Annotated in this window: 20 protein-coding genes and 2 tRNA genes; 4 read left to right on the top strand and 18 right to left on the bottom strand. The window is 72.3% G+C overall.

From position 1 onward, the window contains the following. Nucleotides 1–13 precede the first annotated feature (13 nt). Both ACH4E8_RS10710 and leuS read right to left on the bottom strand, forming a co-directional pair. Complete coding sequence (locus ACH4E8_RS10710; protein ID WP_398446489.1) at nt 14–802, bottom strand: hypothetical protein; 789 nt, start codon at nt 800–802, stop codon at nt 14–16. 209 nt (nt 803–1,011) lie between these two features. After that, entirely contained in the window at nt 1,012–3,882 is a 2,871-nt protein-coding gene (leuS, locus tag ACH4E8_RS10705) for a leucine--tRNA ligase (protein WP_398446487.1), read from the bottom strand. 511 nt (nt 3,883–4,393) lie between these two features. On the opposite strand from leuS, the gene ACH4E8_RS10700 reads away from it, so the two are divergent. Both ACH4E8_RS10700 and ACH4E8_RS10695 read left to right on the top strand, forming a co-directional pair. Then, a complete protein-coding gene (locus tag ACH4E8_RS10700; protein ID WP_398446485.1) occupies nt 4,394–5,584 on the top strand; it encodes a hypothetical protein in 1,191 nt (396 codons plus the stop codon). Then, nucleotides 5,581–7,185 (top strand): NADH-ubiquinone oxidoreductase-F iron-sulfur binding region domain-containing protein, encoded by a 1,605-nt coding sequence (locus ACH4E8_RS10695; RefSeq protein ID WP_398446483.1) that lies wholly within the window; start codon nt 5,581–5,583, stop codon nt 7,183–7,185. Before ACH4E8_RS10700 ends, ACH4E8_RS10695 begins: the two co-directional genes overlap by 4 nt. A 140-nt stretch (nt 7,186–7,325) precedes the next feature. Here ACH4E8_RS10695 and ACH4E8_RS10690 read toward each other — a convergent pair. The 4 genes from ACH4E8_RS10690 to ACH4E8_RS10675 form a co-directional block, all read right to left on the bottom strand. After that, nucleotides 7,326–7,398: transfer RNA gene (locus ACH4E8_RS10690), tRNA-Ala, on the bottom strand. 139 nt (nt 7,399–7,537) lie between these two features. After that, nucleotides 7,538–7,771, bottom strand: a complete 234-nt coding sequence (locus tag ACH4E8_RS10685) for a hypothetical protein (RefSeq protein WP_328400676.1) — start codon at nt 7,769–7,771, stop codon at nt 7,538–7,540. A 3-nt stretch (nt 7,772–7,774) separates the two neighbouring features. Next, nucleotides 7,775–7,939 carry a hypothetical protein gene (locus ACH4E8_RS10680; RefSeq protein WP_398446481.1) on the bottom strand — a complete coding sequence of 55 codons (165 nt, stop codon included), beginning with the start codon at nt 7,937–7,939 and terminating at the stop codon, nt 7,775–7,777. A gap of 71 nt (nt 7,940–8,010) precedes the next feature. Continuing rightward, nucleotides 8,011–9,471 carry an MFS transporter gene (locus ACH4E8_RS10675; RefSeq protein ID WP_398446479.1) on the bottom strand — a complete coding sequence of 487 codons (1,461 nt, stop codon included), beginning with the start codon at nt 9,469–9,471 and terminating at the stop codon, nt 8,011–8,013. A 111-nt stretch (nt 9,472–9,582) separates the two neighbouring features. On the opposite strand from ACH4E8_RS10675, the gene ACH4E8_RS10670 reads away from it, so the two are divergent. Beyond that, nucleotides 9,583–10,521, top strand: coding sequence for a helix-turn-helix transcriptional regulator (locus ACH4E8_RS10670; RefSeq protein ID WP_398447273.1), 939 nt, complete (start codon nt 9,583–9,585; stop codon nt 10,519–10,521). 120 nt (nt 10,522–10,641) lie between these two features. Here ACH4E8_RS10670 and ACH4E8_RS10665 read toward each other — a convergent pair. From ACH4E8_RS10665 to ACH4E8_RS10640, 6 genes are all read right to left on the bottom strand, one after another. Continuing rightward, a tRNA-Ala gene (locus ACH4E8_RS10665) sits at nt 10,642–10,714 on the bottom strand. Between the two features lie 100 nt (nt 10,715–10,814). Beyond that, nucleotides 10,815–11,429 carry a histidine phosphatase family protein gene (locus ACH4E8_RS10660; protein WP_398446477.1) on the bottom strand — a complete coding sequence of 205 codons (615 nt, stop codon included), beginning with the start codon at nt 11,427–11,429 and terminating at the stop codon, nt 10,815–10,817. Nucleotides 11,430–11,467: 38 nt separating this feature from the next. After that, on the bottom strand, nt 11,468–11,899 hold the full coding sequence (gene rsfS, locus ACH4E8_RS10655; protein ID WP_398446475.1) for a ribosome silencing factor: 432 nt from the start codon (nt 11,897–11,899) through the stop codon (nt 11,468–11,470). A gap of 156 nt (nt 11,900–12,055) precedes the next feature. After that, nucleotides 12,056–13,792 (bottom strand): LCP family protein, encoded by a 1,737-nt coding sequence (locus tag ACH4E8_RS10650; RefSeq protein ID WP_398446473.1) that lies wholly within the window; start codon nt 13,790–13,792, stop codon nt 12,056–12,058. A gap of 19 nt (nt 13,793–13,811) precedes the next feature. Then, a complete protein-coding gene (gene nadD, locus ACH4E8_RS10645; RefSeq protein ID WP_398446471.1) occupies nt 13,812–14,456 on the bottom strand; it encodes a nicotinate-nucleotide adenylyltransferase in 645 nt (214 codons plus the stop codon). A gap of 47 nt (nt 14,457–14,503) precedes the next feature. Then, nucleotides 14,504–14,653, bottom strand: coding sequence for a hypothetical protein (locus ACH4E8_RS10640; protein ID WP_398446469.1), 150 nt, complete (start codon nt 14,651–14,653; stop codon nt 14,504–14,506). Nucleotides 14,654–15,043: 390 nt separating this feature from the next. Between ACH4E8_RS10640 and ACH4E8_RS10635 the strand changes: the two genes are divergently transcribed. Beyond that, a complete protein-coding gene (locus ACH4E8_RS10635; RefSeq protein ID WP_398446467.1) occupies nt 15,044–16,204 on the top strand; it encodes a M48 family metallopeptidase in 1,161 nt (386 codons plus the stop codon). Between the two features lie 8 nt (nt 16,205–16,212). On the opposite strand, the gene ACH4E8_RS10630 is transcribed toward ACH4E8_RS10635, so the two are convergent. The 6 genes from ACH4E8_RS10630 to ACH4E8_RS10605 form a co-directional block, all read right to left on the bottom strand. Further along, nucleotides 16,213–17,604, bottom strand: coding sequence for a hypothetical protein (locus ACH4E8_RS10630; protein WP_398446465.1), 1,392 nt, complete (start codon nt 17,602–17,604; stop codon nt 16,213–16,215). Between the two features lie 112 nt (nt 17,605–17,716). Next, nucleotides 17,717–18,382, bottom strand: coding sequence for a hypothetical protein (locus tag ACH4E8_RS10625; RefSeq protein ID WP_398446464.1), 666 nt, complete (start codon nt 18,380–18,382; stop codon nt 17,717–17,719). Between the two features lie 135 nt (nt 18,383–18,517). After that, entirely contained in the window at nt 18,518–19,810 is a 1,293-nt protein-coding gene (locus ACH4E8_RS10620; RefSeq protein WP_398446462.1) for a glutamate-5-semialdehyde dehydrogenase, read from the bottom strand. Nucleotides 19,811–19,954: 144 nt separating this feature from the next. Next, on the bottom strand, nt 19,955–20,533 hold the full coding sequence (locus ACH4E8_RS10615) for a hypothetical protein (protein WP_398446460.1): 579 nt from the start codon (nt 20,531–20,533) through the stop codon (nt 19,955–19,957). A gap of 164 nt (nt 20,534–20,697) precedes the next feature. Beyond that, the gene (gene proB, locus ACH4E8_RS10610) at nt 20,698–21,825 is read right to left on the bottom strand and encodes a glutamate 5-kinase (protein WP_398446458.1); all 1,128 of its coding nucleotides are present in this window, start codon (nt 21,823–21,825) and stop codon (nt 20,698–20,700) included. A gap of 234 nt (nt 21,826–22,059) precedes the next feature. Then, a complete protein-coding gene (locus tag ACH4E8_RS10605) occupies nt 22,060–24,219 on the bottom strand; it encodes a hypothetical protein (protein WP_398446456.1) in 2,160 nt (719 codons plus the stop codon). Nucleotides 24,220–24,239: the final 20 nt, after the last annotated feature.

The following is a 24,239-nucleotide window of genomic DNA, read 5'->3' as shown; positions in this document are numbered from 1 at the left end:
GCGGCCCTCGACGTCAGTTGGTGGCCTCGGGACGGGGCGCCTTCTGCCAGGGATAGTGCTCCTGACGCGGATCCCGCGCAGTGATCGCCGGCGGCTCGGGCTCGGCCTCCCGCTCCGCGCCACCAGCACCAGCACCAGCACCAGCACCAGCACCAGACCCTGTCTGAGCAGCGGCCCCCGCGCCAGCAGCCGGCGGCGCCGACTGGCCGGCGCCGTCCTCCGACCAAGAGCGCCCCGGGGACGAGCCCGGTGCCGGGCTCTCCGTCCAGTGCCGCAGCGCACCCGCCTCCATGTCGATCTGCGAGCTCAGCACGTCCAGATCGTCGTCGGCGAACTTCTGCGCGCGGTCACGCGCGGCCCACCGCAGCGACTCCGCCGAGTGCACGATCCGCTCCGTCCGCTCCCGCAACTCCGGCAGCCGCGCGGCCACCGTGCTCCGGTCGGGCTCCCGCTCCAGGCGCTTCAGCTCGTCGTCCAACTCGTGTCCGTGCACACTGAGCCGCTCGAAGAGGGCAAGCGACTCCGCCAGCCCCGAGTCCTCCGCCACGCCGGCCCGGAGCGCGTCCTGAGTGGCCCGCATCGAGGTCCGCAGCGACAGCCGGAGCTGGGCCAGCTCCCCAGCGACCCCGACCTGGCCGAGGCTCTTGGCCCGCAGGGTGGTCTCCTCCACCGTGCGCCGCGCCTGCGTGACGGTGCGCTCCACGCCGCGCTTCGCCGCGCCCACGGCCTTGACGGTGACAAAAGCACCCAAACCAATAAAGGCGAAGAAGAGCAGCGCCAGAATCAAGATCACGGCTTCCATGGGCGGCCCTTCGACATCGGTTGTGGTTCTTCCAACGGTAAACGGAACGGGCAGGCCGCGGGTTCCAGCAGAACCCTCAGCCTGCCCTTAGGAAGACCCCTGATTGGCCCCGGAGAAGCAACCCGGAGCGGAGACACCCCCTGAGGACGCCCCCAGGGGTGGCACCGCCCAAAACGGTGCCACCCGGGACGCGCTCCGCGACGGCGGTGTTACGCAGGGACGATGTTGACCAGCTTCGGCGCCCGGACGATCACCTTCCGGATGCCGGCGCCGTCCAGCGCCGCCACCACTGCCGGGTCCGCCAGCGCCAACGCCTCCAGCTCCGCCTCCGAGATCGAAGGCGGCACCTCCAGACGCGCCTTGACCTTGCCCTTGATCTGGACCACGCAGGTCACGGCCTCGTCCACGACGTACGCCGGATCGGCCGCCGGGAAGGGCCGGTGCACCACCGAATCGGTGTGGCCCAGCCGCCGCCACAGCTCCTCGGCGACGTGCGGTGCCAGCGGCGCGACCAGCAGCACCAGCCGCTCCACCACGTCCCGCGGCACGGCCCGACCCGTCTTGGTCAGGTGGTTGTTCAGCTCGGTGATCTTGGCGATGGCGGTGTTGAAGCGCAGCCCCGCCATGTCCTGCCCGACGCCGTCGATGGCCTTGTGCAGCGCCCGCAGCGTCGCCTCGTCGGCCGTACCGGCGTCCGCGACCGTCACCTCGCCGGTCGCCTCGTCGACGACGTTGCGCCACAGCCGCTGCAGCAGCCGGTACTGACCGACGACGGCACGGGTGTCCCACGGTCGCGAGACGTCCAGCGGACCCATCGCCATCTCGTACAGGCGCAGCGTGTCCGCTCCGTACTCGGCGCAGATCTCGTCCGGAGTGACCGCGTTCTTCAGGGACTTGCCCATCTTGCCCAGCTCGCGCTTGACGCGCTCGCCCTGGTAGAAGAAGCCGCCGTCCCGCTCCTCCACCTCAACGGCCGGCACCGGGAACCCGCGGGCGTCCCGGTAGACGTACGCCTGGATCATGCCCTGGTTGAACAGCCGGTGGAACGGCTCCGCGGACGAGACGTGGCCCAGGTCGAACAGCACCTTGGACCAGAACCGCGCGTACAGCAGGTGCAGTACGGCGTGCTCCTGGCCGCCCACGTACAGGTCGACGCCGCCGTGGGGCTTCTCCTCGGTCGGCCCCATCCAGTACCGCTCGACGTCCGGCGCGACCAGTTCGCGGTCGTTGTCCGGGTCCAGGTAGCGCAGCTCGTACCAGCACGAACCCGCCCAGTTGGGCATGGTGTTGGTCTCGCGGCGGTACCGGCGGGGGCCGTCGCCCAGGTCCAGGGTGACGTTCACCCAGTCCTCGTTGCGCGACAGCGGGGTCTCCGGCTCGGTGTCCGCGTCGTCCGGGTCGAAGGTGCGCGGCGAGTAGTCGTCCACCTCGGGCAGTTCCAGCGGCAGCATCGACTCGGGCAGCGGGTGCGCGACGCCGTCCTCGTCGTAGACGATGGGGAACGGCTCGCCCCAGTAGCGCTGTCGGCTGAACAGCCAGTCGCGCAGCCGGTAGGTGACCGTGCCCTCGCCGATGCCCTCCTCGCGCAGCCAGCCGATCATCTTGGCCTTGGCCTCGGCGACCTCCAGGCCGTCCAGGGAGATCCGGTCGTTGGCGGAGTTGATGGCGGGCCCCTGGCCGGTGTACGCCTCGCCCTCCCAACCCTCCGGCGGCCGTACGGTCCGGATGATCGGCAGCTCGAACGCCTCGGCGAACTCCCAGTCCCGCTCGTCCTGCCCGGGCACGGCCATGATCGCGCCGGTGCCGTAGCCCATCAGGACGTAGTCGGCGACGAAGACGGGGACGCGGGTGCCCGACACCGGGTTGACCGCGTACGCGCCCGTGAAGACGCCGGTCTTGTCCTTGTGCTCGGTCTGCCGCTCGACGTCGCTCTTGTTCTGCGCCTGCTTGCGGTACGCGGCCACGGCGTCGGCCGGGGTCGCGGCGCCGCCCGTCCAGGCTTCCTTGACGCCCTGCGGCCACTCGGCGGGCAGGATGGCGTCGATCAGGTCGTGCTCGGGCGCCAGGACCATGTAGGTGGCGCCGAACAGGGTGTCGGGGCGGGTCGTGAAGACCGTGACGGCCGCGTCCTCGTGGCCGTCGACCGCGAAGTCCAGCCGGGCGCCCTCGGACCGGCCGATCCAATTGCGCTGCTGCAGCTTGATGGCGTCCGGCCAGTCCAGCGCGTCCAGGTCGTCCAGCAGCCGGTCCGCGTAGGCGGTGATCCGCATGTTCCACTGGCGCAGGTTGGCCTTGAAGACGGGGAAGTTGCCGCGCTCGGAGCGGCCGTCGGCGGTGACCTCCTCGTTGGCCAGCACGGTGCCCAGGCCGGGGCACCAGTTGACCGGGGAGTCCGAGGCGTACGCCAGCCGGAACCCGCCCAGGACCTCCGCGCGCTCCGCGGCGCTCAGCTCGCCCCACGCGCGCGACGTGCCGGGCACCGCGCGCCCCGCCTCGAACTGGGCGACGAGCTCGGCGATCGGCCGCGCCCGGCCCGCCTCCTCGTCGTACCAGGAGTTGAAGATCTGCAGGAAGATCCACTGGGTCCAGCGGTAGTACGAGGGGTCGATCGTAGCGATCGAACGGCGCTGGTCGTGCCCCAGGCCCAGCCGGCGCAGCTGCCGCTTCATGTTCTCCATGGCGGCTTCGGTGGAGACCCGGGGGTGCGTGCCGGTGGCGATGGCGTGCTGCTCGGCGGGCAGGCCGAAGGCGTCGAAGCCCAGGGTGTGCAGGACGTTGTGGCCCGTCATGCGCTGGTAGCGGGCGTACGCGTCGGTGGCGATGTAGCCCAGCGGGTGCCCGACGTGCAGCCCCGCGCCGGACGGGTACGGGAACATGTCCATGATGAACTTGCGCGGCCGGGCCACCACCTCCGCGTCGCCGGCCAGGTCACCACTGGGGTTCGGCGTCTCGTAGGTGCCTTCCGCCTCCCAGACGTCCTGCCAGCGCGCCTCGATGTCGGCGGCCATGGCTGCCGTGTACCGGTGCGGCGCGGCCACCTGCGCAGCAGATGCGGCAGCGGCGGAATTCGTCTCGCTCATGGTCCTCAAAGCTCCATCGATCGTCTCTGCTTGCGGTCGGGAAGGGCTCGTGGCCCACCGTCGAGTGGCCCACAAACAAAAGGACCCCTCGCACAGGAGGGGACGCCGCGCCGATTCCGACCGGATTCTTCATCCGTCGGGACTGATCAGCGCGGCTCGCTAAGCAGAAGGCGTACGGCACGCATGGCGCCAGGGTACCGCAGTGGGCCCCGCGGACGCGCGCGGGTACGGGGCGCGCAGTGCCGCACGAAACCCGTCGAGGAAACCGGTGATGGGGCCGACGCGCGGGGGATCGAGACGAGCGGATGCCGCCACCGTATCCAAGGGCATGCCCGTCCAAAGGCATGCCCAACGACGGAATCGACATGACCAACGACGCATCCAACTTCCCGATACCGGCAAACCCCGATCCGCTCGGTGTGCGTCGACCTAGCATGCGACCACCGGGACCGCACTTCCCGCACCCTCGGAGCCGCCCATGAAGCCCCACCGCAAGAGACGTTCGTCGCCGGTGCCTCGTGCAGGGCCCAGTCGCGCGGTGCGGGGCGGGCTGCTGCTGGCCGCGACCGCATGCCTTCCGCTGCTCGCCGTCGGCAGCGGCGACGAGGTCCGCACCGCGCTGGACTCCACCACCGGTGTGCTCTCCCTGGTGGCGCTGACCGCGTCCATCGCCTGGGGGCTGCTCGCCACCGAACGGCTGCTGCTCTCCCCGCGCCACCGCCTCGTCGCCCAGGCCGTGCACCGGGCGACCGCGGCGGGGGCGCTCGGCTTCCTGCTGCTGCACGCCGCCGTGAAGGTGTCGCTCGGGCACGTGTCGCTGTTCGGCGCGCTGGTCCCCTTCGGGCTCGGGGTGACCAGCACGGAGGGCCTGATCGGCTTCGGCGCGCTGGCCGGGGTCCTCGTGGTGGCCGCGGGCGCCACCGGGGCGCTCCGCAGCACCCTCGCCGGCAACGTCCGGGCCGCGGGACGCTGGCGGTCCCTGCACGTGCTGGCCTACCCCGCCTGGTGCTTCGCGCTGGTGCACGGGCTGTTCGCCGGGCGCCCGGCGCCGACCTGGGTGGTGGCGGCGTACGGCACGGCGCTGCTCGCCGTCGCGGGCGCCCTCTCCCTGCGGCTGCTGCCGCGCCCCGTACAGCGTCGACTGGCCGCCGGGATCGCCGTGCTGACGGACGGCGATCGGGAAGGCCGAACAAAAGAAGCGCCGCCGGCACCTAAGGCGGGTGCCGATCGACACCGCACCGCTCCGGCCGCATCACAGGACGTACGGACGGCGGCGTGGCGCCCCGACGCACGGCCCGGGCACTCAGCGCTGGACGGGCACGGGCACGGGCAGCGGCTCGCGCCACCGTTCCCGCAGTTGTACGAGGCACCGCCCCCGACCGCCGAGCCCGCGGAACACGGCAGGGACCTCGGAGCCGGTTCCCTCACCGGCACCGGGATGTCCGCCGCCTATAGGGCCGTCACCCGCGCGCGCGGGAGCGGTGGAACGGCGCCCCCGTACGTGCCGGGCCACCCCCCGGTGCCGCCCCGGCAGCCCATTCCGTACGACCACGACACCCCAGCCCCGTACGCCGACCAGGCCCCGGACGTGCCGACCGCACCACCCTCCCCGTACGACACCGACGCCGCCGGCGCGCAGCCCTGGCCCCACCCTCCGTGGGCCGGCGAGCCCTGGGGCGCGCCCGTTGGAGACCGACCGTGAACGCCCCCCTCCCCGACGTCCCGGAGGTCCGCGTCGTCGGCCTCCCCCAGCTCACCCAGGGCTTCGACCTCGTCGAACGGTTGGACCTCGGTCTGCACCTGAAGGTGCACGGCCCGCTCGAACCGATCGCCGGCGAGCTGCTGGCGCGGCTGACCGAGGAGATCTCCCTGCGCGGCCGGGGCGGCGCGGGCTTCCCCTTCGGACGGAAGCTGCGTGCGGTGGCCGCGTCGGCGATACGGCGCGGGGTGCGGCCCGTCGTCGTGGTCAACGGCAGCGAGGGCGAGCCGGCCTGCCGCAAGGACACCGTCCTGCTGAACCGTTCGCCGCACCTGGTCCTCGACGGGGCCCTGCTGGCCGCCGAGGCGCTCGGCGCCCGCACCCTGGTCGTCGCGGTCACCCGGGACCCCACCGAGATCTCGACCCGGGCGGCGCTCGCCGAGCGCGGCCTGTCGGACCGCCGCGGACAACGGATGCGGGCCCGGGTCGTGCGGACCCCGGAGCGCATGGTCTCCGGCGAGGCGTCCGCGGTGGTCCGGGCGATCAACGGCGGTCCCGCACTTCCGCCCGGCCGTCGGGTGCGGGCCGCCGAGAGCGGCGTGGGGGGCGCGCCGACGCTGCTCTCCAACGCCGAAACGTTCGCTCAGCTGGCGGTCGCCGCCCGGATCGGCGCGCGGCGCTACAGCCGCACCGGCACGGCGGCCGAGCCGGGCACGGTCCTGTTGACGATCTCCGGGGCCGTGGCGCGGCCGATGGTCGTGGAGGTGCCCACGGGCGTCCCGCTGCGGTACGTACTGCAGCTCGCCGGCGCCCCGCCCGCGCCCGAGGGGGTGCTGACCGGCGGCTACCACGGCGAGTGGATCGGCTCGGCAGCCGTCCACGAAGCGGTGGTCTCCCGCGAGTCCCTGGCTTCGGTGGGCGGCTCGCTCGGTGCGGGCGCGATCTTGCCGATCGGTCCTGACACCTGTCCGCTGGGCGAGGCGCTGCGGGTCGCGCACTGGCTCGCCGCGGAGTCGGCCGGCCAATGCGGACCGTGCCGGCTGGGCCTGCCCGCCGCGGCCGGTGGGCTGGCGGACGTGATCAACGGCGGTGGTCCGACCGCGTTGGAGGCCCTGCGCGAGGTGACCCGGGCGCTCAAGGGGCGGGGGGCGTGCAAGCACCCGGACGGCTCGGCCCGGTTCTTCGCCTCCACGCTGTCCGCGTTCACGGACGACCTGGCCGCCCACGTGCTGTACGGCGGCTGCGGGCGGGAGACGCAGGGCGTGCTCCCGCTGCCGTTGCCGGACCACCGGGACGCGGCGGAGCTGACGCAGAGCAGCGAGCGGATCGTCATCGACTGGACCCTGTGCCAGGGCCACGGCCTGTGCGCGGACGTCGTGCCGGAGCTGATCCGGATCAATCCCGACGGATATCCCTCGGTGGCGGACGCAGTGGTGCCGGTGCAGTTGCGGGGGCGTGCGCAGCGTGCCGTGCGCCGGTGCCCCGCGCTGGCGATGCGGATCGAGCAGACGGACCTACCTGAACCGGACCGGGCACCACGACCGGCGCTGCCCGCCACACACCGCAGGGAGCTGGGCAGCGGGCCGCAGCACGGTCTGCGATGAGGTCCCGTACGCAGCTACGACCGGGCCCTAACGGAACAGTCAAGGGCGGGGCAAACCCGAGCGGGGCAAAAGAAGAATCCCGCCGGACCGATCGGTCCTGGCGGGATCTTTGATTCCGTCCCTCTTCGAGACGGATGCTGTGGAGCTAAGGAGAATTGAACTCCTGACCTCCTGCATGCCATGCAGGCGCTCTACCAACTGAGCTATAGCCCCTTGCGAGATGTCACCCGGCTCGTTTCGTTCTCCGGGTCGCGGCGACGTCGACAACATTAACGCTCATCAGGGCGCTTCACCAAATCCGTTTCCGGCGCCCCGCCCGCAGGGCCGTCCCCGGGCTCGACGCCGGTCACGGCTACGCCGTGGCGAAGGAGTAGAAGCGCTTCAGCGTGCAGTGTTCATCCAGCAGGCGGCCGTAGATCGGTTCGCCTTCCAGCTCCCGGTACGTCTCGATCGGGTCGCCCTTTATGATCAGCGCCCGTGCGCATTCCTCGCACCAGTACTGGTAGTCGGGGTTGATCGGGTCCATGTCGCGAACGATGGGCGTACCGCTGCCGCACCAGTCGCATTTACGCCTGTGTGCCCCCATCAGTCAGCTCCAGCAGTGGCCGCAGGACGTGCACACGTAAGAGACTCCACCGTTGTCGCCGAGGACCTGGGCGACATGCGCGGATCCACAGGACGGGCAACTGAGGAGGGCACGCGCATCCACCGCGGCGAGCAGGGCGTCACCGTCCTGGCCCGTGGTGGCGGACATCGTGCACTCCTTCCCGTTCCGGCCGGTGTCCCCTCCGGCCGTCCGATTCTGCCACGACCAAGGCCGGCAGGTCAGCGCCGTGCGCGCACGAGATGGGCCGCGGCGCCCAGGAGCGACACGAAGGCCAGCGCGAGCGAACACCACCACCAGCCGTCGGCGGACCCCGCCGCTCCGGTCGTCGTCCGCTGACTGAGGAACAACGTGCCGAAGGCGGAGACCCCCAGGACCTGTCCCAGTTGGGTGACGGTCACCAACAGCCCGCTGGCGTCGGGCGCGTCCTCTAGGCGCACGGTCGCCAACGCGCCGGCGAGCACGGGGCTGAAGGCGCACGACAGGCCCGCTCCGAGGCAGACGAGCGCGGGGAGCAGCAGGAGGCCGCCGTCCCCGCCCTCGCGCCACAGGAGCCCGCAGACGGCCGTGGAGAGCCCGGCGAGGGCGAACCCCGCGGGGACCAGGACCGCTTGGAGCCGGGCCGGCCAGCGCTGCCAGGTCAGTCCGGCCAGGCCGAAGGCCAGGGCCGTCGGCGCGAACAGGAGTCCGGCGTGCAGGGCTCCGTAACCGAGTCCGTCCTGCACGTGAAGCGCGGCGGCGAACACGAAGCCGGCGTTCACGGCCATCGCGACGGCGATGCCGAAGGCGGCCCGGCCCATGCCCGGGATCCGCAGGACGCGCGGGGAGACCAACGGGGCCCCGCCGCGCCGGGCGAGCCGTGACTCGTACGCGAGGAAGGCGCCGAAGACGACGGCGGACGCCGTGAGCCCGACCCAGGTCCACGTGGGCCAGCCCGTCTCGTGGCCCAGCACCAGAGGAACCGTCAACAGGCAGACGGCGGCGCCGAGCAGGACGAGGCCCGGCAGGTCGAGGCCGCGCGCGGACCGGTCGCCGCGGTCGTGCGGCAGCACCCGCAGTCCCAGCAGCAACAGCACGGCTCCGATCGGGACGTTCACCAAGAAGGCCGGCCGCCACGCCAGTCCGAACAGGTCGGCGCCGACCAGTACTCCGCCGACGACCAGTCCGGAGACCGCGCCGAGGGCGAGCACCGCGGAGTACGCACCGAGCACGCGCGCGCGTGCCTCGCCGGTGAAGTTGCGTTGGATCAGGCTGAGCACCTGGGGGATCAACAGGGCCGCCCCCGCTCCCTGGACCAGTCGGAAGCCGATCAATTGGCCGGTGTCCGCGGCGAGTCCGCAAGCGAGGGAGGCCGCGGTGAAGAGCGCCAGCCCGCCGATCCAGACCCGCCGGTGCCCGATCAGGGCGCCCAACCGGGCGCCGGTGACCAGGAACACGGCGTACGCGATGGTGTAGCCGGCGGCGACGAGTTGCAGCCCGGCACCGGACGCGTCGAGATCGGCGCGCATGGTGGGGAGCGCCGTGCTGACGATGAACGTGTCCAGCAGCGCCATGAACTGCGTGCCCAACAGGGCCACCAGCAGCAGGGCGGGCCGCCCGCCGCGGCGATTGTCAGTGCCGGGCCCTTTACTGGGCGTACGGAGGTCACCGGGGTTCGGCGGCCGGGAGGAGGTGGTCGACATGACGGGGAGCCTGCCGGCACTCCGGTACGGGTACTGAGAGCCCGCTGATACTGGTACTGGCAGCACCTGGCACGGTGCAGCAGCGGCGTCGACCATGGGGGTGTGACGACGATGACGACTGCCGACGGCACGGGCGGGACCACCGACGCGGACGGGACGGGCAGGGCGGACGGGACGGCCGGCGCGGGGCGACACGTCGGCGGACGCGCCTGCCGCCGCCGACCGGAGCTGGCCGCCTTCCTGCGCAGCCGTCGGGCCAGGGTGACGCCGGCCGACGTCGGCATGCCGCCCGGCGTCCGACGGCGGACGCCGGGGCTGCGCCGCGAGGAGGTCGCCCAGCTCTCCGGCGTCGGCGTGACCTGGTACACGTGGTTGGAGCAGGGGCGGCCGATCAATGCTTCGCCCCAGGTCCTCGACGCGATATCGCGCACGCTGCGGCTGGGCCCGTCCGAGCGCCAGCACCTGTACCACCTGGCACAGGTGCCGTACGAGCAGAAGGTGCGGGAGGACCCCACCGGCGTGGGGCCCGAGGTTCAGGGCATCCTCGACGCCCTCGACCCCCGCCCCAGCGTGGTCTACAACCCCCGGTACGACGTCCTGGCGAGCAATCGGAGCTACGACCGGCTGTTCCAGAGCGAGCTGTTCGTGGGCAAGGGCCGGGGGAACGTGCTGTGGACGCTCTTCGTCGCTGCGGGGTGGGACGAGTGTCCGGTGCTCTACCCGGAGGTGGAGCTTCCGCTGATGGTGGCGCAGTTCCGCGGGGCGTACGGACGGCACGTGGGCGAGCCCGCATGGGACTCGTTCGTCAAGGAGCTGTCGAAGGCCAGCGGCCACTTCGCGGAGCTGTGGCGCAGTGGGGACGTCGTGCTGCCGGGGCCGCGGATCAAGACGTTCCGCCATCCCGCCGTGGGCGTGATGCGGATGTCCTCGGTGTCGATGGAGATCAACGGCATGCCCGAGTGCCGGCTGGTGGTGTACTCCCCGGGCGACGAGGAGAGCGGGCAGCGGTTGGACGGGCTCCGGAAGCTCGACGAGCAGGGGGCGCTGTGAGGCGTAGCGGCGGGCGCGGCCGGGTGCTCGGGGCGGAGGCAGCCCCGAGGGCGCTTTGCTCCGGGCACGGGCGGTGCAACGAGAAATCCCGCCCTCGGATGAGGACGGGATCTCGGGGTGTGGAGCTAAGGAGAATTGAACTCCTGACCTCCTGCATGCCATGCAGGCGCTCTACCAACTGAGCTATAGCCCCTGGTGTTCTTCACGCTCGGCGCTGCGAACAAGAAGAACTTTAGCCTGCGACCAGCCGGAAAGTGAAATCCGGTGGAGCGGGGCCGGGCGAGCGGGCCGGGTCAGGTGTCGTCGCCCAGGACCGGCTCGGGCAGGGTGCCGGCGTTGTGCTCCAGCAGGCGCCAGCCGCGGGCGCCCTCGCCGAGGACGGACCAGCAGCAGTTGGAGAGGCCGCCGAGGCTCTCCCAGTGGTGGGAGTCCAGGCCGAGCAGGCGGCCGATGGTGGTGCGGATGGTGCCGCCGTGGCTGACGACGACCAGGGTGCCGTCCTCGGGCAGCTTCTCGGCGTGCCCCAGGACGACGGGCGCGGCACGGTCGGCGACCTCGGTCTCCAGCTCGCCGCCGCCCCTGCGCACCGGCTCGCCGCGCTTCCACGCCGCGTACTGCTCGTGGTGGCGCTCGATGATCTCCTGGTGGGTCAGTCCCTGCCAGACGCCCGCGTAGGTCTCGCGCAGACCTTCGTCGTGCTGGACCGGCAGCCCCGTCACGTCGGACAGCTCGGCGGCGGTGGCAGCGGCCCGCTTCAGGTCGGAGGCGACGATCGCGTCCGGCTTGAGCGAGGCGAGCAGCCGGGCGGCGCGGCGGGCCTGGGCGATGCCGGTGTCGGTGAGCGCGATGTCCGTGGTGCCCTGGAAGCGGCGCTCCAGGTTCCACGCGGTCTGACCGTGCCGCCACATGACGATGCGGCGGCCGGAGCGCTTGTAGGCGTCCTCGTTCAGCTCAACTCACCGTCCGAGCCGCCGGTCAGCTCCGCGTGCTCCTTGCCCTTGCCGCGGGTCTTCGCGGCGTCCTCGGGCAACGGCAGCTCGGGGCAGTCCTTCCACAGGCGCTCCAGGGCGTAGTAGACGCGTTCTTCGCTGTGCTGGACGTGGATCACGATGTCGACGTAGTCAAGGAGGATCCACCGGGCGTCGCGGTCGCCCTCGCGGCGCACCGGCTTGGCCCCCAGCTCCATCTGCAGCCGCTCCTCGATCTCGTCGACGATCGACTTGACCTGGCGGTCGTTGGGCGCGGAGGCGATGAGGAAGGCGTCCGTGATGGACAGCACGTCACTGACGTCGTACGCGATGATGTCGTGCGCGAGCCGGTCGGCCGCGGCCTGCGCGGCGGCGTTGACGAGCTCGATGGAGCGGTCCGTAGCGGTCACAAAGCTGGCTTTCTTCGACGGTCGGATACCACCCAAGGGTCTCACGGACCGCTGACAACCCCCGCCCCCTTTTGTTGCCGGCCCCCGCGGGCCCGACCTGGCCCCTTCGGAAGGGGCCAGGTCAGAGCCGGGCGACGGGTCGGCGGGTGCGGTGGATCACCCCGTGCGGAAGTCCTTGCCGAGGACCACGGCGACGTCGGCGTTGGGGAGCGCCTTGCCCTGCTTCACCGCGTCGGCCGGCAGGCCCAGCGTCTTGGCGATCTCCGCGGCCTCCGCCTTGCGCGCCTCGTCACCGTAGGTGACCTGGGATGCGGCGGCGGTGTCCGCCTTGCCGCCGTCGACGACCGCGTAGCCGGCGTTCACCAGCGAGATCCTGGCCTTCTCGGTGGCCGCGGCGCCCCCGGTGGCGTTCTTGATGCCCACCCGGACGGCTGCGCCCTGCTCGGGAGCGGTGACGGAGCCGCCCAGGACGTTCTTCACGACGTCGACGGACGCCTGCTCGCTGAGGGTGCCGTCCGGCTGGACGGGCAGCAGCGTCGTGGTGTGGTCGCCGCCCTTGGCGTGGTCGGCGAGCTTGGCGAGCGAGGCGCCGAGGTCCTTCTCGGTCAGGGAGGGGTCGAGGATCTGCGCCAGGGTCTCCACGGTGACGGTCGCGGACTGCGCGTCGCTCGGGAACTTCTTCAGCACGCCCAGCATGACCTGGCCGAAGCGTTGGAGCTGCTGGGCCTCGGACTCTCCGGGGCCGAGGTGGGTGGCGTACGCGACGGCCGCGCGGCCGTTCAGGGTCTGGTTCTCGCCCTTGGGCACCAGCGGTGCGGCGCCCTTCTTGGCGCCGGGCACCTCGGCGTCCGTCGTCAGGTCGATGCTGCCGACGAGTTCGACCAGGTTCTCCAGGAAGGGGGTGTCGAGCCGCCACGTGCCGCTGATCTTCGCGCCGAAGAGGGCGCCGACGGCCTCCCGGGTGCCGACCGAGCCGTCCTCGTCGACGGACTTGCCCAGAGTGGTGGCCGCACCGTCCTCGCCGGCGACGCCCAGGGCGTTCGGGAGCAGCACCGTGGTGCCCCGGCCCGCGGTGACGTTGTCGACGAGGAGCACGGTGGACGTGCCCTTCTTCTTGGTGTTGTGCAGGTGCACCACGATCACGTCGCGCTTCTGCGGGCCGCCCGCCGTGCTCTTCTCACCGTCGTCGGACAGGCCGGGCAGCTTGCCCGCGGCCCAGAGGTAGCCGACGCCGCCCACGGCGAAGAGCGCGAGGACCACGGCGAGCGCGATGATCCGGAACCGGCCGCGGCGCCTGGCCTCCTCGCGCCGCTCGGAACGGCTCTCAGTGAACTTCAGCCAGTCGATGACGTCTTCGGACTCGGCGTTCTCCTCGATGAAGGAGAACTGCTCGGTGCGGTAGTCCCGCTCCCCCGCGGGCTCGTCCCCGGCCCGGCGCTGGCCGGGCACGGCGAGCGGGGTCTCGGCGGGCGGCGGCGTTTCGGGCGGCCCGGGGCGCTGGTCGGGCGCGGCCTGCTGCGGGGGGACGCTCCACTGCTGCGCGGTGTCGACGGCGGCGGGCTGCTGGCCGGTGTCGTAGTCGTACGCGGCGGGGGCGTAGCCGGCCGCGGGGTAGCCGCCGGCGTCGTGGCTCCCGGTGGCGTACGGGTCGGGGGCTCCGTAGTCGTACCCCTGACCCGGGGCCTGACCTGGGCCGACGTCCGCGGGGTGCGGGCCTTGGGGCTGCTGCTGTGCGTAGGGGTCGTAGCCGTACTGCTGTTGGGCGTACGGGTCGTATCCGGGGGGCTGCTGGGGCTGCTGGGGCTGCTGGTAGACCGGCTGCCCGTACTCGTCGTAACCGATGATCTGCGGAGGTGGGTAATACGGGTCGTACGGCTGCTGCTGGTCGTTCACCGGGGCCCCTCTCCGCGGCTCAGTCGCCGCGGTACAACTGGCGCTTGTCGATGTAGCGCACGACACCGTCCGGCACCAGGTACCAGACCGGATCCCCCTGGGCGACCCTCGCCCGGCAGTCGGTCGAGGAGATCGCCAGAGCGGGGACCTCCACCAGGGAGACCTTGCCCTCGGGGAGTCCGTCGTCCGTCAGGTCGTGCCCCGGACGCGTCACCCCGATGAAGTGGGCGAGCGAGAACAGCTCGGTGGCGTCCCGCCACCCGAGGATCTGGGAGAGCGCGTCGGCTCCGGTGATGAAGAAGAGGTCGGAGTCCGCGTTGAGGACGTGCAGGTCCCGCAGCGTGTCGATGGTGTACGTCGGGCCGGGCCGGTCGATGTCGATCCGGCTCACCGAGAACTGGGGGTTGGAGGCCGTGGCGATGACCGTCATCAAGTAGCGGTCCTCGGGCGGGGACACGGTCTTGTGGGTCTTCTGCCACGGCTGCCCCGTCGGCACGAACACCACCTCGTCGAGGTGGAACAGGGCGGCCACCTCGCTGGCCGCCACCAGGTGACCGTGGTGGATCGGGTCGAACGTCCCGCCCATCACGCCGAGTCGACGACGGGCCGGGCCGGAGCCCGAGGCACCGGGCCCGGCTGCGTTGGCCACTTCCTGCTCTCCCATGCGTGCAGAGCCTACTGGCACGTTCGTGCGGAGCACCCGGTCGGGACTCAGCGGTCCCGGTTGAAGCGGGTCGTGATCCACAGCAACAGGAGCAGCGCGGCGAGGGCGCAGCCGCCGACCAGGAGCGGGCTCAGGCTTTCGTGGCCGCCCCCCTCGGCAAGGGTGACCAGGTCGGTGGCGGTGCTTGTGAGGCTCATCTTCAGCGGGACCAATCGATCGGTTGCGGGGCGGAGGGACTTCGGGCACATCGTATGCGGGCGGGTCGGGCACGCTCACGCCGACTCAGTCGTTGTCATCGTCACGGCGTCGTCCATGCGGTGCCGGCGGGTGGGGAGCGGGCGGGGCGACCGGGCAATTTCGGATGCCAATGCCCCCTCGGGGACCGGCGATCCGAAGTTATCCACAGGCTTCGGCGGACCTGGACGCCAGCGCCTACGCTGGATGTCGTCAGGGGGGCGAGCCGTCCGTTCGCACATCCGTCGCCTTCGCACGGACGTTCGCGTATACGCGTAACGGACGTACACGTAACAGACGTACGCATGCACGAGCACGATCACACGCACCATCGGTTCACACAGGGGGCTGGAATGACCGAAAGCAGTCAAGACAAAGTGCCGAGCAGGCAGCGCCGGCGCTTCCCCGGGATCTCCTCCCGGGCGTACGAGCATCCCGCGGACCGCTCGGCGCTGGTGGCACTGCGCAAGCTCAGCGGCTTCGACACCGTCTTCAAGTCACTGAGCGGACTGCTGCCGGAGCGCAGTCTGCGCCTCCTCTTCCTCTCCGATTCCGTTCGGGTGAGCGACGCACAGTTCGCCCATCTGCACGCCATGCTGCGGGACGCCTGCTACATCCTCGACCTGGAGAAGGTCCCCGCGATGTACGTGACGCAGGACCCGCGCCCCAATGCCATGTGCATCGGCCTGGACGAGCCCATCATCGTGGTGACCACGGGCCTGGTGGAGCTGCTGGACGAGGAGGAGATGCGGGCCGTCGTCGGCCACGAGGTGGGCCACGCCCTCTCGGGCCACTCGGTGTACCGAACGATCCTGCTGTTCCTGACGAATCTGGCGCTGAAGGTCGCCTGGATACCGCTGGGCAATGTGGCGATCATGGCGATCGTCACGGCACTGCGCGAGTGGTTCCGCAAGTCGGAGCTGTCCGCGGACCGCGCGGGGCTGTTGGTGGGACAGGACCTCCAGGCGTCCATGCGCGGTCTGATGAAGATCGCCGGCGGCAACCACCTGCACCAGATGAACGTGGACGCCTTCCTCAAGCAGGCCGAGGAGTACGAGGCCGGCGGCGACCTGCGCGACTCCGTGCTGAAGATCCTGAACGTGCTGCCCCGCTCGCACCCGTTCACCACGGTGCGCGCCGCGGAGCTGAAGAAGTGGGCCGACAGCCGCGACTTCCAGCGCATCATGGACGGGCACTACCCCAAGCGGGACGAGGACAAGGACACCTCGGTGACGGACTCCTTCCGCGAGTCCGCCTCCCACTACGCGGACACCGTGCGCACCAGCAAGGATCCCCTGATGAAGCTGGTGGGCGACATAGCCGGCGGCGCGGGCGACCTCGGCGGCAAGCTCCGCGACAAGTTCACGGGCAACGGCAGCCGTGGCGGTTCGTCCGGAGGCGGCAAGGACGCCGGTGCCGGTGCGGACGGTGGCAGTGCGGACGGCGACGGCAAGGGCGCCAGTGGCTCGGGAGGCAGCGGTTCGGGAGGCAGTGGCTCCGGCAGCGAAGGCTGACGGGCCCCTCACCGCCCCTTGGACGGCGAGGGGGAGGGTTGGGCGGCCGGGGAGAGGGAGCCGCACAGCGCCGTCGTCGGCTCGGCCGTGGTGTAAGGATCCGTGCCGGCCGGGACCCCGAGGGCCGCTCGTTCGCCGGACAGCAGGGGCCGCAGGGTGCCGGAGCCGTCTTGGGGGCAGCTCTGGGGGCCCGCCTGGATGCTGCTGGAGACGAGTTCGGCGCGGCGGTGCGGCAGGTCGTCGTGGTCGAAGCGGAGCCGTAGCTCACGGCGGATGACGAAGAGGGACGCGCCCCGGTTCGCCGAGTCCGCCTGCTGGGCGGTGCCCGCCTCACCCGACGGCCGCCCCCAGCCGGTCTGCTGCCCTGCGCCCGCCTGGCTCTCTGGGCCCGACTGCCCCGCTCCAGCAGCCTGCGGCCCTGAGGCCGGCTGTCCCGAGCCCGCCTGCCCCGCGTCTGGCTCCTTCGAGCCGGACTGGTGTCCCGGGTCCGGGGCCGCCTGGGCTTGCGCGTCCGGTCGTGCTCCCGCGGCCGCTTGGGGTTTCGCGGGTGGCGCAGCGGGGTCCGGCTGTGGGGTCGCGCCGGGGGGCCGTGCGGGGCGCAGGGCGTAGGTGAAGGAGTGGTTGGAGGTGACCTCCAGGGTGTCCGACCCGGCGGTGGAGTAGCTGAGCGTGCCGTGCACCCGGACGCCGGGGTCGGCCAGCGCGACCTTCGCCGGGTCGAAGCGGATCAGCCAGCCCGCGGCCGCGTGGCGGCCGTCGGGCGCCGGGGTGGCCATGCTCCGGTCGAACTGGTCGAACTGGTCGGGGTCGAGCAGGACCCGCACCGGGCGGACCGCGCCGCCCGTGAGCACCTCCGGATAGAGGGAGGAGACCACGAGGTAGTTCTTGGCGATGGTGAGCGCGGCGAGCACGTCGCTCTCGGAGAAGCTTCCGGTGCGCCGGGCGCCGGGCAGGGGGATGCCGGAGGCGCCGATGCGGTGCTGGGCGGCGGGGCTGTTACGGAACAGTTCCTCGGGCGTCCCGCCGGGCACCGGGCCGGAGGGGACGAGCGGAATCATCGAGATCCGCAGGGCGTCGGCCCGCTGGCTGACCGGGGCCCGATGGGGGTGGCGTACGCCCAGGTAGATCACGGTGCCGAGGGCGATCGCGATCAACAGCGCGAGGACGAGTGCGGAGAGGGCGCCGCCGCTGCGGCGGGGGGTGCCGTGCCAGGGCGGCAGGGTGCGGACGGCGCGGGCGGGGCTGCCCAGGCGCTCCCGCGCGGAGTACTCCTGGAGCCGCGCAGCGCGTACGAACGATTCGTCGAAGACGACGGATCGGTACTCGTCCTCCCCATCGCCGGGAGGTCCTTCGGGTGTCCCTCCGGGGGTCTCCCCGGGTGGATCTCCGCGCCCAGCCATACCTTCAGAGTAGGTCTGCCGGCCGTTCAGTAAACGCGCCTTCGCAGGGCAAAGTTTGACGGCGCGTCACTCCGTGCCCGTTGGGGCACCGGCGTTCGACGGAGGGGGCAGGTCAGGGGGTGCGCGGGTCCATCGGGACCGGTGCGGCGGGGCGGTCGGGCGGCGCGGATGAGACGGCGACGCGGTCCCGCAGGGCGTTCGGGTCGGCCGCGGAGCCCGGCGGTCCGGGGGTGCCGGGGGTGCCCGCGCCAGGAGCCGGGGCCGGGTTCGACCGGGTGCTGTCGACGCCGGTCGTCGCGGGCGCCGGGACCTGGTCCTGGCGGTTGCCGGCGGCGCCCCGGTAGACCGCGGTGAAGGCCAGGGCGACCATCCCGATCCCCATCAGCAGGGCCAGCACCCAGGCGACCGGCCGGTGCCAGCGGGCGGTGCTGCGGTAGGGCCGCAGGGCACCGTCGTAGGGGCTGTAGTTGGCGGACCACCCGTCGTCGACGGCGCCGTCGGGGGCGCGGGGCCGGTCGCGGTCGTACGCCTCGTAACCGTCCCGGTAGGGATCGTCGTCCGGGGCGCCCATCCCCGCGCCGGCGCGGGCCGCCTCGGCCTCCGCCCTGGCCTGGGCCGCCGCCAGCAGCCGCTCGACGGCGGTCGGCTCGTGGACCTCGGCCGACCTGACGAAGTCCTCGTCGAACACCACGGAGGCGAAGTCCTCGTCCGCGCCTCCGCGGTCGTCGTCAGGCTCCGAGCCGTCCGGGAACGGCCTGCCCCCCACGTCGTCCGGCACGCCTTCAGAGTAGACCTGGGCGATGGGTTTGGGCAGACGCCGGAAGAAGTCAGCCGCGGCCGTGGCCGACACCCCACCCGTACCATCGCCCCCCCGCTCCCCCGCCCAAACCGCCCCGGGGGGCGCCCCAGGGCGTCAGCGGGTGTGGCCGTCGCCCGTCACGATGTACTTCGTGGACGTCAGCTCCGGCAGCCCCATCGGCCCCCGGGCGTGCAGCTTCTGCGTCGAGATCCCGATCTCCGCGCCGAAGCCGAACTGGCCGCCGTCCGTGAAGCGGGTGGAGGCGTTCACGGCGACCGTGGTGGAGTCCACCAATTGGGTGAACCGTCGGGCCGCCGCCTGCGAGGAGGTCACGATCGCCTCGGTGTGGCCGGAGGACCACAGCCGGATGTGGGCGACCGCCGCGTCCAGCGAGTCCACCACGGCCGCGGCGATGTCGTACGACAGGTACTCCGTCTCCCAGTCGTCCGGGGTGGCCTCCACGACCGTGGCCTTGCTGTCGGCCGCGTACCCGAGCACCCGCTCGTCGCCGTGGACGGTCACCCCGGCCTCGGCCAGCGCGTCCAGCGCCCGCGGCAGGAAGGCGTCGGCGATGTCCCGGTGGACCAGGAGGGTCTCGGCGGCGTTGCAGACGCTGGGCCGCTGCGCCTTGGAGTTCACCAGGATGGAGACCGCCATGTCGAGGTCGGCGTCCGCGTCCACGTACACGTGGCAGTTGCCCGTGCCGGTCTCGATGACCGGGACGGTGGACTCCGTCACCACGGTCCGGATCAGCCCGGCGCCGCCGCGCGGGATCAGCACGTCCACCAGCCCGCGGGCGCGCATCAGCTCCTGCACGGAGTCCCGCGACTCGCCGGGCACGAGTTGCACCGCGTCCGCCGGCAGCCCCGAGCCGCCGACCGCGTCGCGGATGACCCGCACCAGCGCGGTGTTGGAGGCGTACGCGGAGGAGGAGCCGCGCAGCAGGACGGCGTTGCCGGACTTGAGGCAGAGGGCCGCGGCGTCCACGGTGACGTTCGGCCGGGCCTCGTAGATGATCCCGACGACGCCGAGGGGGACCCGGACCTGTCGCAGGTCGATGCCGTTCGGGAGGGTGGAGCCGCGCACCACCTCGCCGACCGGGTCGGGCAGCGCCGCGACGTCCCGCACGTCGTGCGCGATGGCCCGCACCCGCTCCGGGGTGAGGGTCAGCCGGTCGACGATCGACTCGCCGGTGCCCGCCTCGCGGGCCCGGGCGACGTCCTCGGCATTGGCCGAAACGATCTCGTTGGCACGGACCTCCAGGGCGTCCGCGATCGCCAGCAGCGCGTCGTCCTTGACCGAGCGCGGCAGCGGCGCGATGTCGGCCGCGGCGGCCCGGGCTCGGTAGGCGGCGCGGGCGACCGGAGAGAGGTTGTCGTACGGCGAGAGCGGCGATGACGTCGTCATACCCGCAGGGTAGTGCGCCGGGCGGAACGACCCCTCGCACATCCCGCACTCCGAGACGCCCCCACGGACCGCCCCGCACCGGGACGAGCCCGTGCGATCCCCCGCAAACCCCGTGCGACCTGGCCAAAGGGAGCGAGCGAGCGGTCAGAAGGGGTGGATGCCGACGGGCGACGCCGGGGGCGGACCGTAGCCCTCCGCGATGCGCTGGTGGTACGTCTGGCGGTCGATGACCTCCAGGCCGACGATCGTCCACGGCGGCAGCTTCGCCGACGAGCGGTGCTCCCCCCACAGCCGCAGCGCCACCGCGGCCGCGTCGTGCAGGTCGCGGGCCTCTTCCCAGTAGCGGATCTCTGCGTGGTCGTTGGCGTACCGGCTGGTCAGCAGGAACGGATGATCGTGCGCCAACTGCTCCAGACCGCGCCGGACCTCGGTCAGCGGCGCCTTCGCCCCGGAGACGCTGAGCGTGATGTGCCACAGCTTCGACTGGCTGCCCTCGTCCCCGCCGCCCGCGCCGCCTTCGTCGCACCGGTCGTCGCGGGGACCGCCCCCGGACGCGTCGACGCTCGTCAGGGGCCGCTCGGAGCGGGCCCTGGCCGCGCTCCTGGCCGTGACCGTGGCCGCGGCGGCGTCGAGGGCCGCGGACCGTTCCCCGCCCGCCAACCCGCGCAGACGGGGGACGCCATCGTTCCCTCGGGACAAGTCCCCTGGGCGCGCTCGTGTCACCAGCGGCCTCCTGTTTGCATGTGTCCTGGTGCCCTGCCCTGGCCGCGCCCCGGCGCGCGGCGGGACCCCCGTCCGACCCCCCGCAACAAAGTTGACCAGTCCCGGACGGGACGTGGGGCGGTTTTAGTAAAGGTCCCTGTTGGTTGACGGCAGTTTCAGCCGATTCAGGGGTGCAGGACGACCAGATCGTCCCTGTGTACGACCTCTCTCTCGTATGCCGGACCGAGCTCCTGTGCGAGGTCGCGGGTGGAGCGGCCGAGGAGTCGGGGCAGTTCCCTGGCGTCGAAGTTGACCAGGCCCCGGGCCACGGGGCGGCCCGTCGCGTCCCGCAGCTCGACCGGGTCGCCCGCGGTGAACTCGCCCTCGACGGCGGCGATCCCGGCCGGCAGCAGCGACTTGCGGCCCTCCACGACCGCCCGCACCGCGCCGTCGTCCAGGACCAGGGCGCCCCGCGGCGTGGAGGCGTGTGCGAGCCACAGCAGCCGGTCGGCGGAGCGCCGGCCGGTGCGGTGGAAGTACGTGCCGGTGGCGCGGCCGGCGAGGGCGTCCGCGACGCTGACGGCGGAGGTGAGGACGACGGGCACCCCGGCGGCGGAGGCGATCCGGGCCGCCTCCACCTTGGTGACCATGCCGCCGGTGCCGACGCCCGCCCGGCCCGCGCTGCCGATCTGGACGTGCGCGATGTCGGCGGGGCCGCGCACCTCGTCGACGCGGGTGGCGCCCGGCTTCGCCGGGTCCCCGTCGTAGAGCCCGTCCACGTCCGACAGCAGGACGAGCAGGTCGGCGCGGACGAGGTGGGCGACGAGGGCGGCGAGCCGATCGTTGTCGCCGAACCGGATCTCGTCCGTGGCGACGGTGTCGTTCTCGTTGATCACCGGGACCGCGCCCATGGTCAGGAGCTGGTCCAGGGTCCGGTAGGCGTTGCGGTAGTGGGCCCGGCGGCTGGTGTCGTCGCCGGTGAGCAGCACTTGGCCGACGCGTACGCCGTACCGGGCGAAGGACGCGGTGTAACGGGCCACCAGCAGCCCCTGGCCGACGCTGGCGGCGGCCTGCTGCCGGGCCAGGTCCTTGGGGCGGCGGGCGAGGCCGAGCGGGGCGAGCCCGGCGGCGATCGCCCCGGAGGAGACCAGCACGATCTCCTTCTCCCCGCCGCTGCGGACCTTGGCGAGGACGTCGACGAGGGCGTCCACCCGGTCGGCGTCGAGTCCGCCCGACGCGGTGGTCAGGGAGGACGAACCGACCTTGACGACGATCCTGCGGGCCTGCACTACCTGCTGTCTAGCCACTGTCACAGCCCGAATCTATGCCAGGGCGCGGCCCCCGTGCCCCGGCATTTCATCGGCTGGACACAGCGCGACGAAGACCGGACACGGCCGGGCGCCGTGACGGGAATGACCCGGGCCCGCGACGGGAACGGTGCGGGGCCCTGGCGAGAACGGTGCCGGGCGCCGCGGCAGGAACGGCGCGGGGCCCGTGGCGGACGAATCCCCACGGGCCCCGGGCCCGTCCCTACGCCCGACCGCGCCTCAGCGCGCCAACCGCGCCTCGGCGCCGTTGGTCTCGTCGGTGTCGCTGCCCTCGGCGCCCTCGCCCCGCTCCCCGCCGGTGCCGTGCGGCGCACGGGCGGCCGTGCCCGGCAGCAGCGGTGCGCCGGCCTGCTCGCCGATGCGCTGCTCCACGCGCCGGTTGCGGGCCTCGGCGACGGTCTGGAGCGTCCGTACGGCCGCGTTGAAGCGCTCCATCGAGGTGGGGCGGTCCGGCCCGAGGAGGTACTGCTTCAGCTCGCGACGGGCGCCGGCCAGGGAGTCCCGCTCCGTGGAGCCGACCGCGGCCAGCAGCTTGTCCAGGTCCTGCGCGCCGTTGGTGAGGACGACCGCGGCCCGCGCCGCGGTGTTCTGCCGCTGGAACTCCTCGGTGCCGACGCCCGCGGAGTCCGTCACGGCGTAGGGCTTGCCGCTGGCCATGAAGTCGGACACGACGCTGGAGATGTCGGAGACCATGGCGTCGGCCTCGTTGAAGCAGTCGTACAGCCGCGGCTCCGGGCCGGTCACGATCCGGTGCTCCCACCAGCCGACCGAGCGCCAGTACGCGTCGTTCCACGCGGCCCGCAGCGCCGCGATGCGCTCCAGCTTCACCGGGTCGGCCAGCGAGACGCGGGACTGCTCGGCCTCGTCGCCGCCGGCGCGCCCCGGCTTGGTCAGCGCGGCCAGCTCCGCCTCGACGGCGGACAGCTCCGTGCGCGCCTTCTCCCGGTCCGACGCGGACGCGGCGACCTCGGCGGCCCAGCGCGGGTCCGTGCCGCGCTCGGCCGCGGCCTTCTTCACCATGGCCACGATGCGCTCGTGGACGGCCTTGGCCTCCTTCTTGCGGATGCCGGTGAAGGGGTGCGGCTTGTAGACGAGACGGACCGGCTGTTCGGCGGTCAGCAGCCGGCGGACGATGTTCTCGCCGGCGAGCAGCAGGGAGGTGTTGCCCGGGTTGTCGTCCCAGCCCTCCCAGGTGGGGGCGTACAGGACGGTCGGGACGGGGTTCTTCGGGGTGCCCGTCCAGGTCTGGATGGGGGCGAGCTGGGGACGTCCGACCTCGACGATGTCCTCGTCCCGCACGCCGACGTCCGCGAGGGCGTACCGGTCGCGACCGGCGCGGCCGGCCGTCCACACCTCGTCGTACGCCTTGCTGAACGGGTTGACGCTGGCGAGCTTGTCGCTGTCGCCGTGGCCGATGAAGACGTGCTTCATGCCGGGCTGGCGCAGCATGTGGATGTTCTTGCCGACGTTGGCGGGGTAGAGCGCGACGCGGACCGTGGCCAGGTCCAGGTTCATGGTGTGGGTGCCGCCGGGGACGCAGAGCACCGGCACGGTGGTCACGTTCAGCTTGGGCACCAGTTCGCGCTCCCGCATCAGGATCAGCGGGCGGCCGTCGACCTGCTCCATGGTCTCCAGCCACATGTTGACCTGGTACGCGGACTCGCTGCCGCCGGAGAAGTACAGGACGACGGTGGGGCGGTACTCGCGCAGCCAGGTGTTGACGGCCTTCAGCACGGTGGCGGCGGGCGGCACCCGGCGGTTGCGCAGACAGGGCACCAGGACCGCGGTGTAGAGCAGCCCGAGGGCGACGCTCAGGGCGACGCCGGCGTATCCGACGAGGTACCTGCCGGTGGCGGCGGCGACCAGGACGCCGGCCATGGCGGGCAGGTCGAGGTGGAGCATCTTCTCCGCGGAGCGGCGCATCAGCGACCGCGGCGGGGCGTCCGGGATGCGGACGCCGTGCAGGTCCACGTTGCGGGTGACCACCGGCAGGGTGCGGCGCAGCCGGATCAAGGTGGTCAGCGCGCCGTGCGGGGCCTGGAGGCCGTAGAAGACGAGGAAGCCGGCGACCGCGGTGTAGAAGAGCGAGGTCTCGGCGAGTCCTTCGCGGGCGAGCAGCAGCACGACCAGGAGCTGGCGCAGCAGGAAGCGGATCGGGAGGCCGACCCGGACCTTGTTGAGGCGGTTGATCAGATAACTGCCTCTTTGGTGCAGGTAGGCGTCCGCCGCGTAGGTCACGGCGGCCGCTCCCACGAAGACCGGGATGCTCGGCAGGAGCGCACCGAGCAGGGCGGCGGGGTAGCCGAGTCCGATGAGGAGCGCTGCGACCAACTCGGACTTGCTGCCGACGCGTACCAGACGAATGACGGTCGAAATCACGGGGAACCTGCTCCAAACGG

This window comes from Streptomyces sp. NPDC017979, from assembly GCF_044328175.1.
In the GTDB taxonomy this organism is placed as follows: Bacteria; Actinomycetota; Actinomycetes; order Streptomycetales; family Streptomycetaceae; genus Streptomyces.
The sequence above is the reverse complement of the archived record's forward strand: the minus strand, read 5'-3'. Positions and strand labels throughout refer to the sequence as shown.

What these genes read in the sequence shown, in the direction of transcription:
- ACH4E8_RS10710 (WP_398446489.1), bottom strand. Translation starts at nt 802, where the DNA reads ATGGAAGCCGTGATCTTGATTCTGGCGCTGCTCTTCTTCGCCTTTATT.
- leuS (WP_398446487.1), bottom strand. Translation starts at nt 3,882, where the DNA reads ATGAGCGAGACGAATTCCGCCGCTGCCGCATCTGCTGCGCAGGTGGCC.
- ACH4E8_RS10685 (WP_328400676.1), bottom strand. Translation starts at nt 7,771, where the DNA reads ATGGGGGCACACAGGCGTAAATGCGACTGGTGCGGCAGCGGTACGCCC.
- ACH4E8_RS10680 (WP_398446481.1), bottom strand. Translation starts at nt 7,939, where the DNA reads ATGTCCGCCACCACGGGCCAGGACGGTGACGCCCTGCTCGCCGCGGTG.
- ACH4E8_RS10675 (WP_398446479.1), bottom strand. Translation starts at nt 9,471, where the DNA reads ATGTCGACCACCTCCTCCCGGCCGCCGAACCCCGGTGACCTCCGTACG.
- ACH4E8_RS10670 (WP_398447273.1), top strand. Translation starts at nt 9,583, where the DNA reads ATGACGACTGCCGACGGCACGGGCGGGACCACCGACGCGGACGGGACG.
- ACH4E8_RS10660 (WP_398446477.1), bottom strand. Translation starts at nt 11,429, where the DNA reads ATGTGGCGGCACGGTCAGACCGCGTGGAACCTGGAGCGCCGCTTCCAG.
- nadD (WP_398446471.1), bottom strand. Translation starts at nt 14,456, where the DNA reads ATGGGAGAGCAGGAAGTGGCCAACGCAGCCGGGCCCGGTGCCTCGGGC.
- ACH4E8_RS10640 (WP_398446469.1), bottom strand. Translation starts at nt 14,653, where the DNA reads ATGAGCCTCACAAGCACCGCCACCGACCTGGTCACCCTTGCCGAGGGG.
- ACH4E8_RS10635 (WP_398446467.1), top strand. Translation starts at nt 15,044, where the DNA reads ATGACCGAAAGCAGTCAAGACAAAGTGCCGAGCAGGCAGCGCCGGCGC.
- ACH4E8_RS10630 (WP_398446465.1), bottom strand. Translation starts at nt 17,604, where the DNA reads ATGGCTGGGCGCGGAGATCCACCCGGGGAGACCCCCGGAGGGACACCC.
- ACH4E8_RS10620 (WP_398446462.1), bottom strand. Translation starts at nt 19,810, where the DNA reads ATGACGACGTCATCGCCGCTCTCGCCGTACGACAACCTCTCTCCGGTC.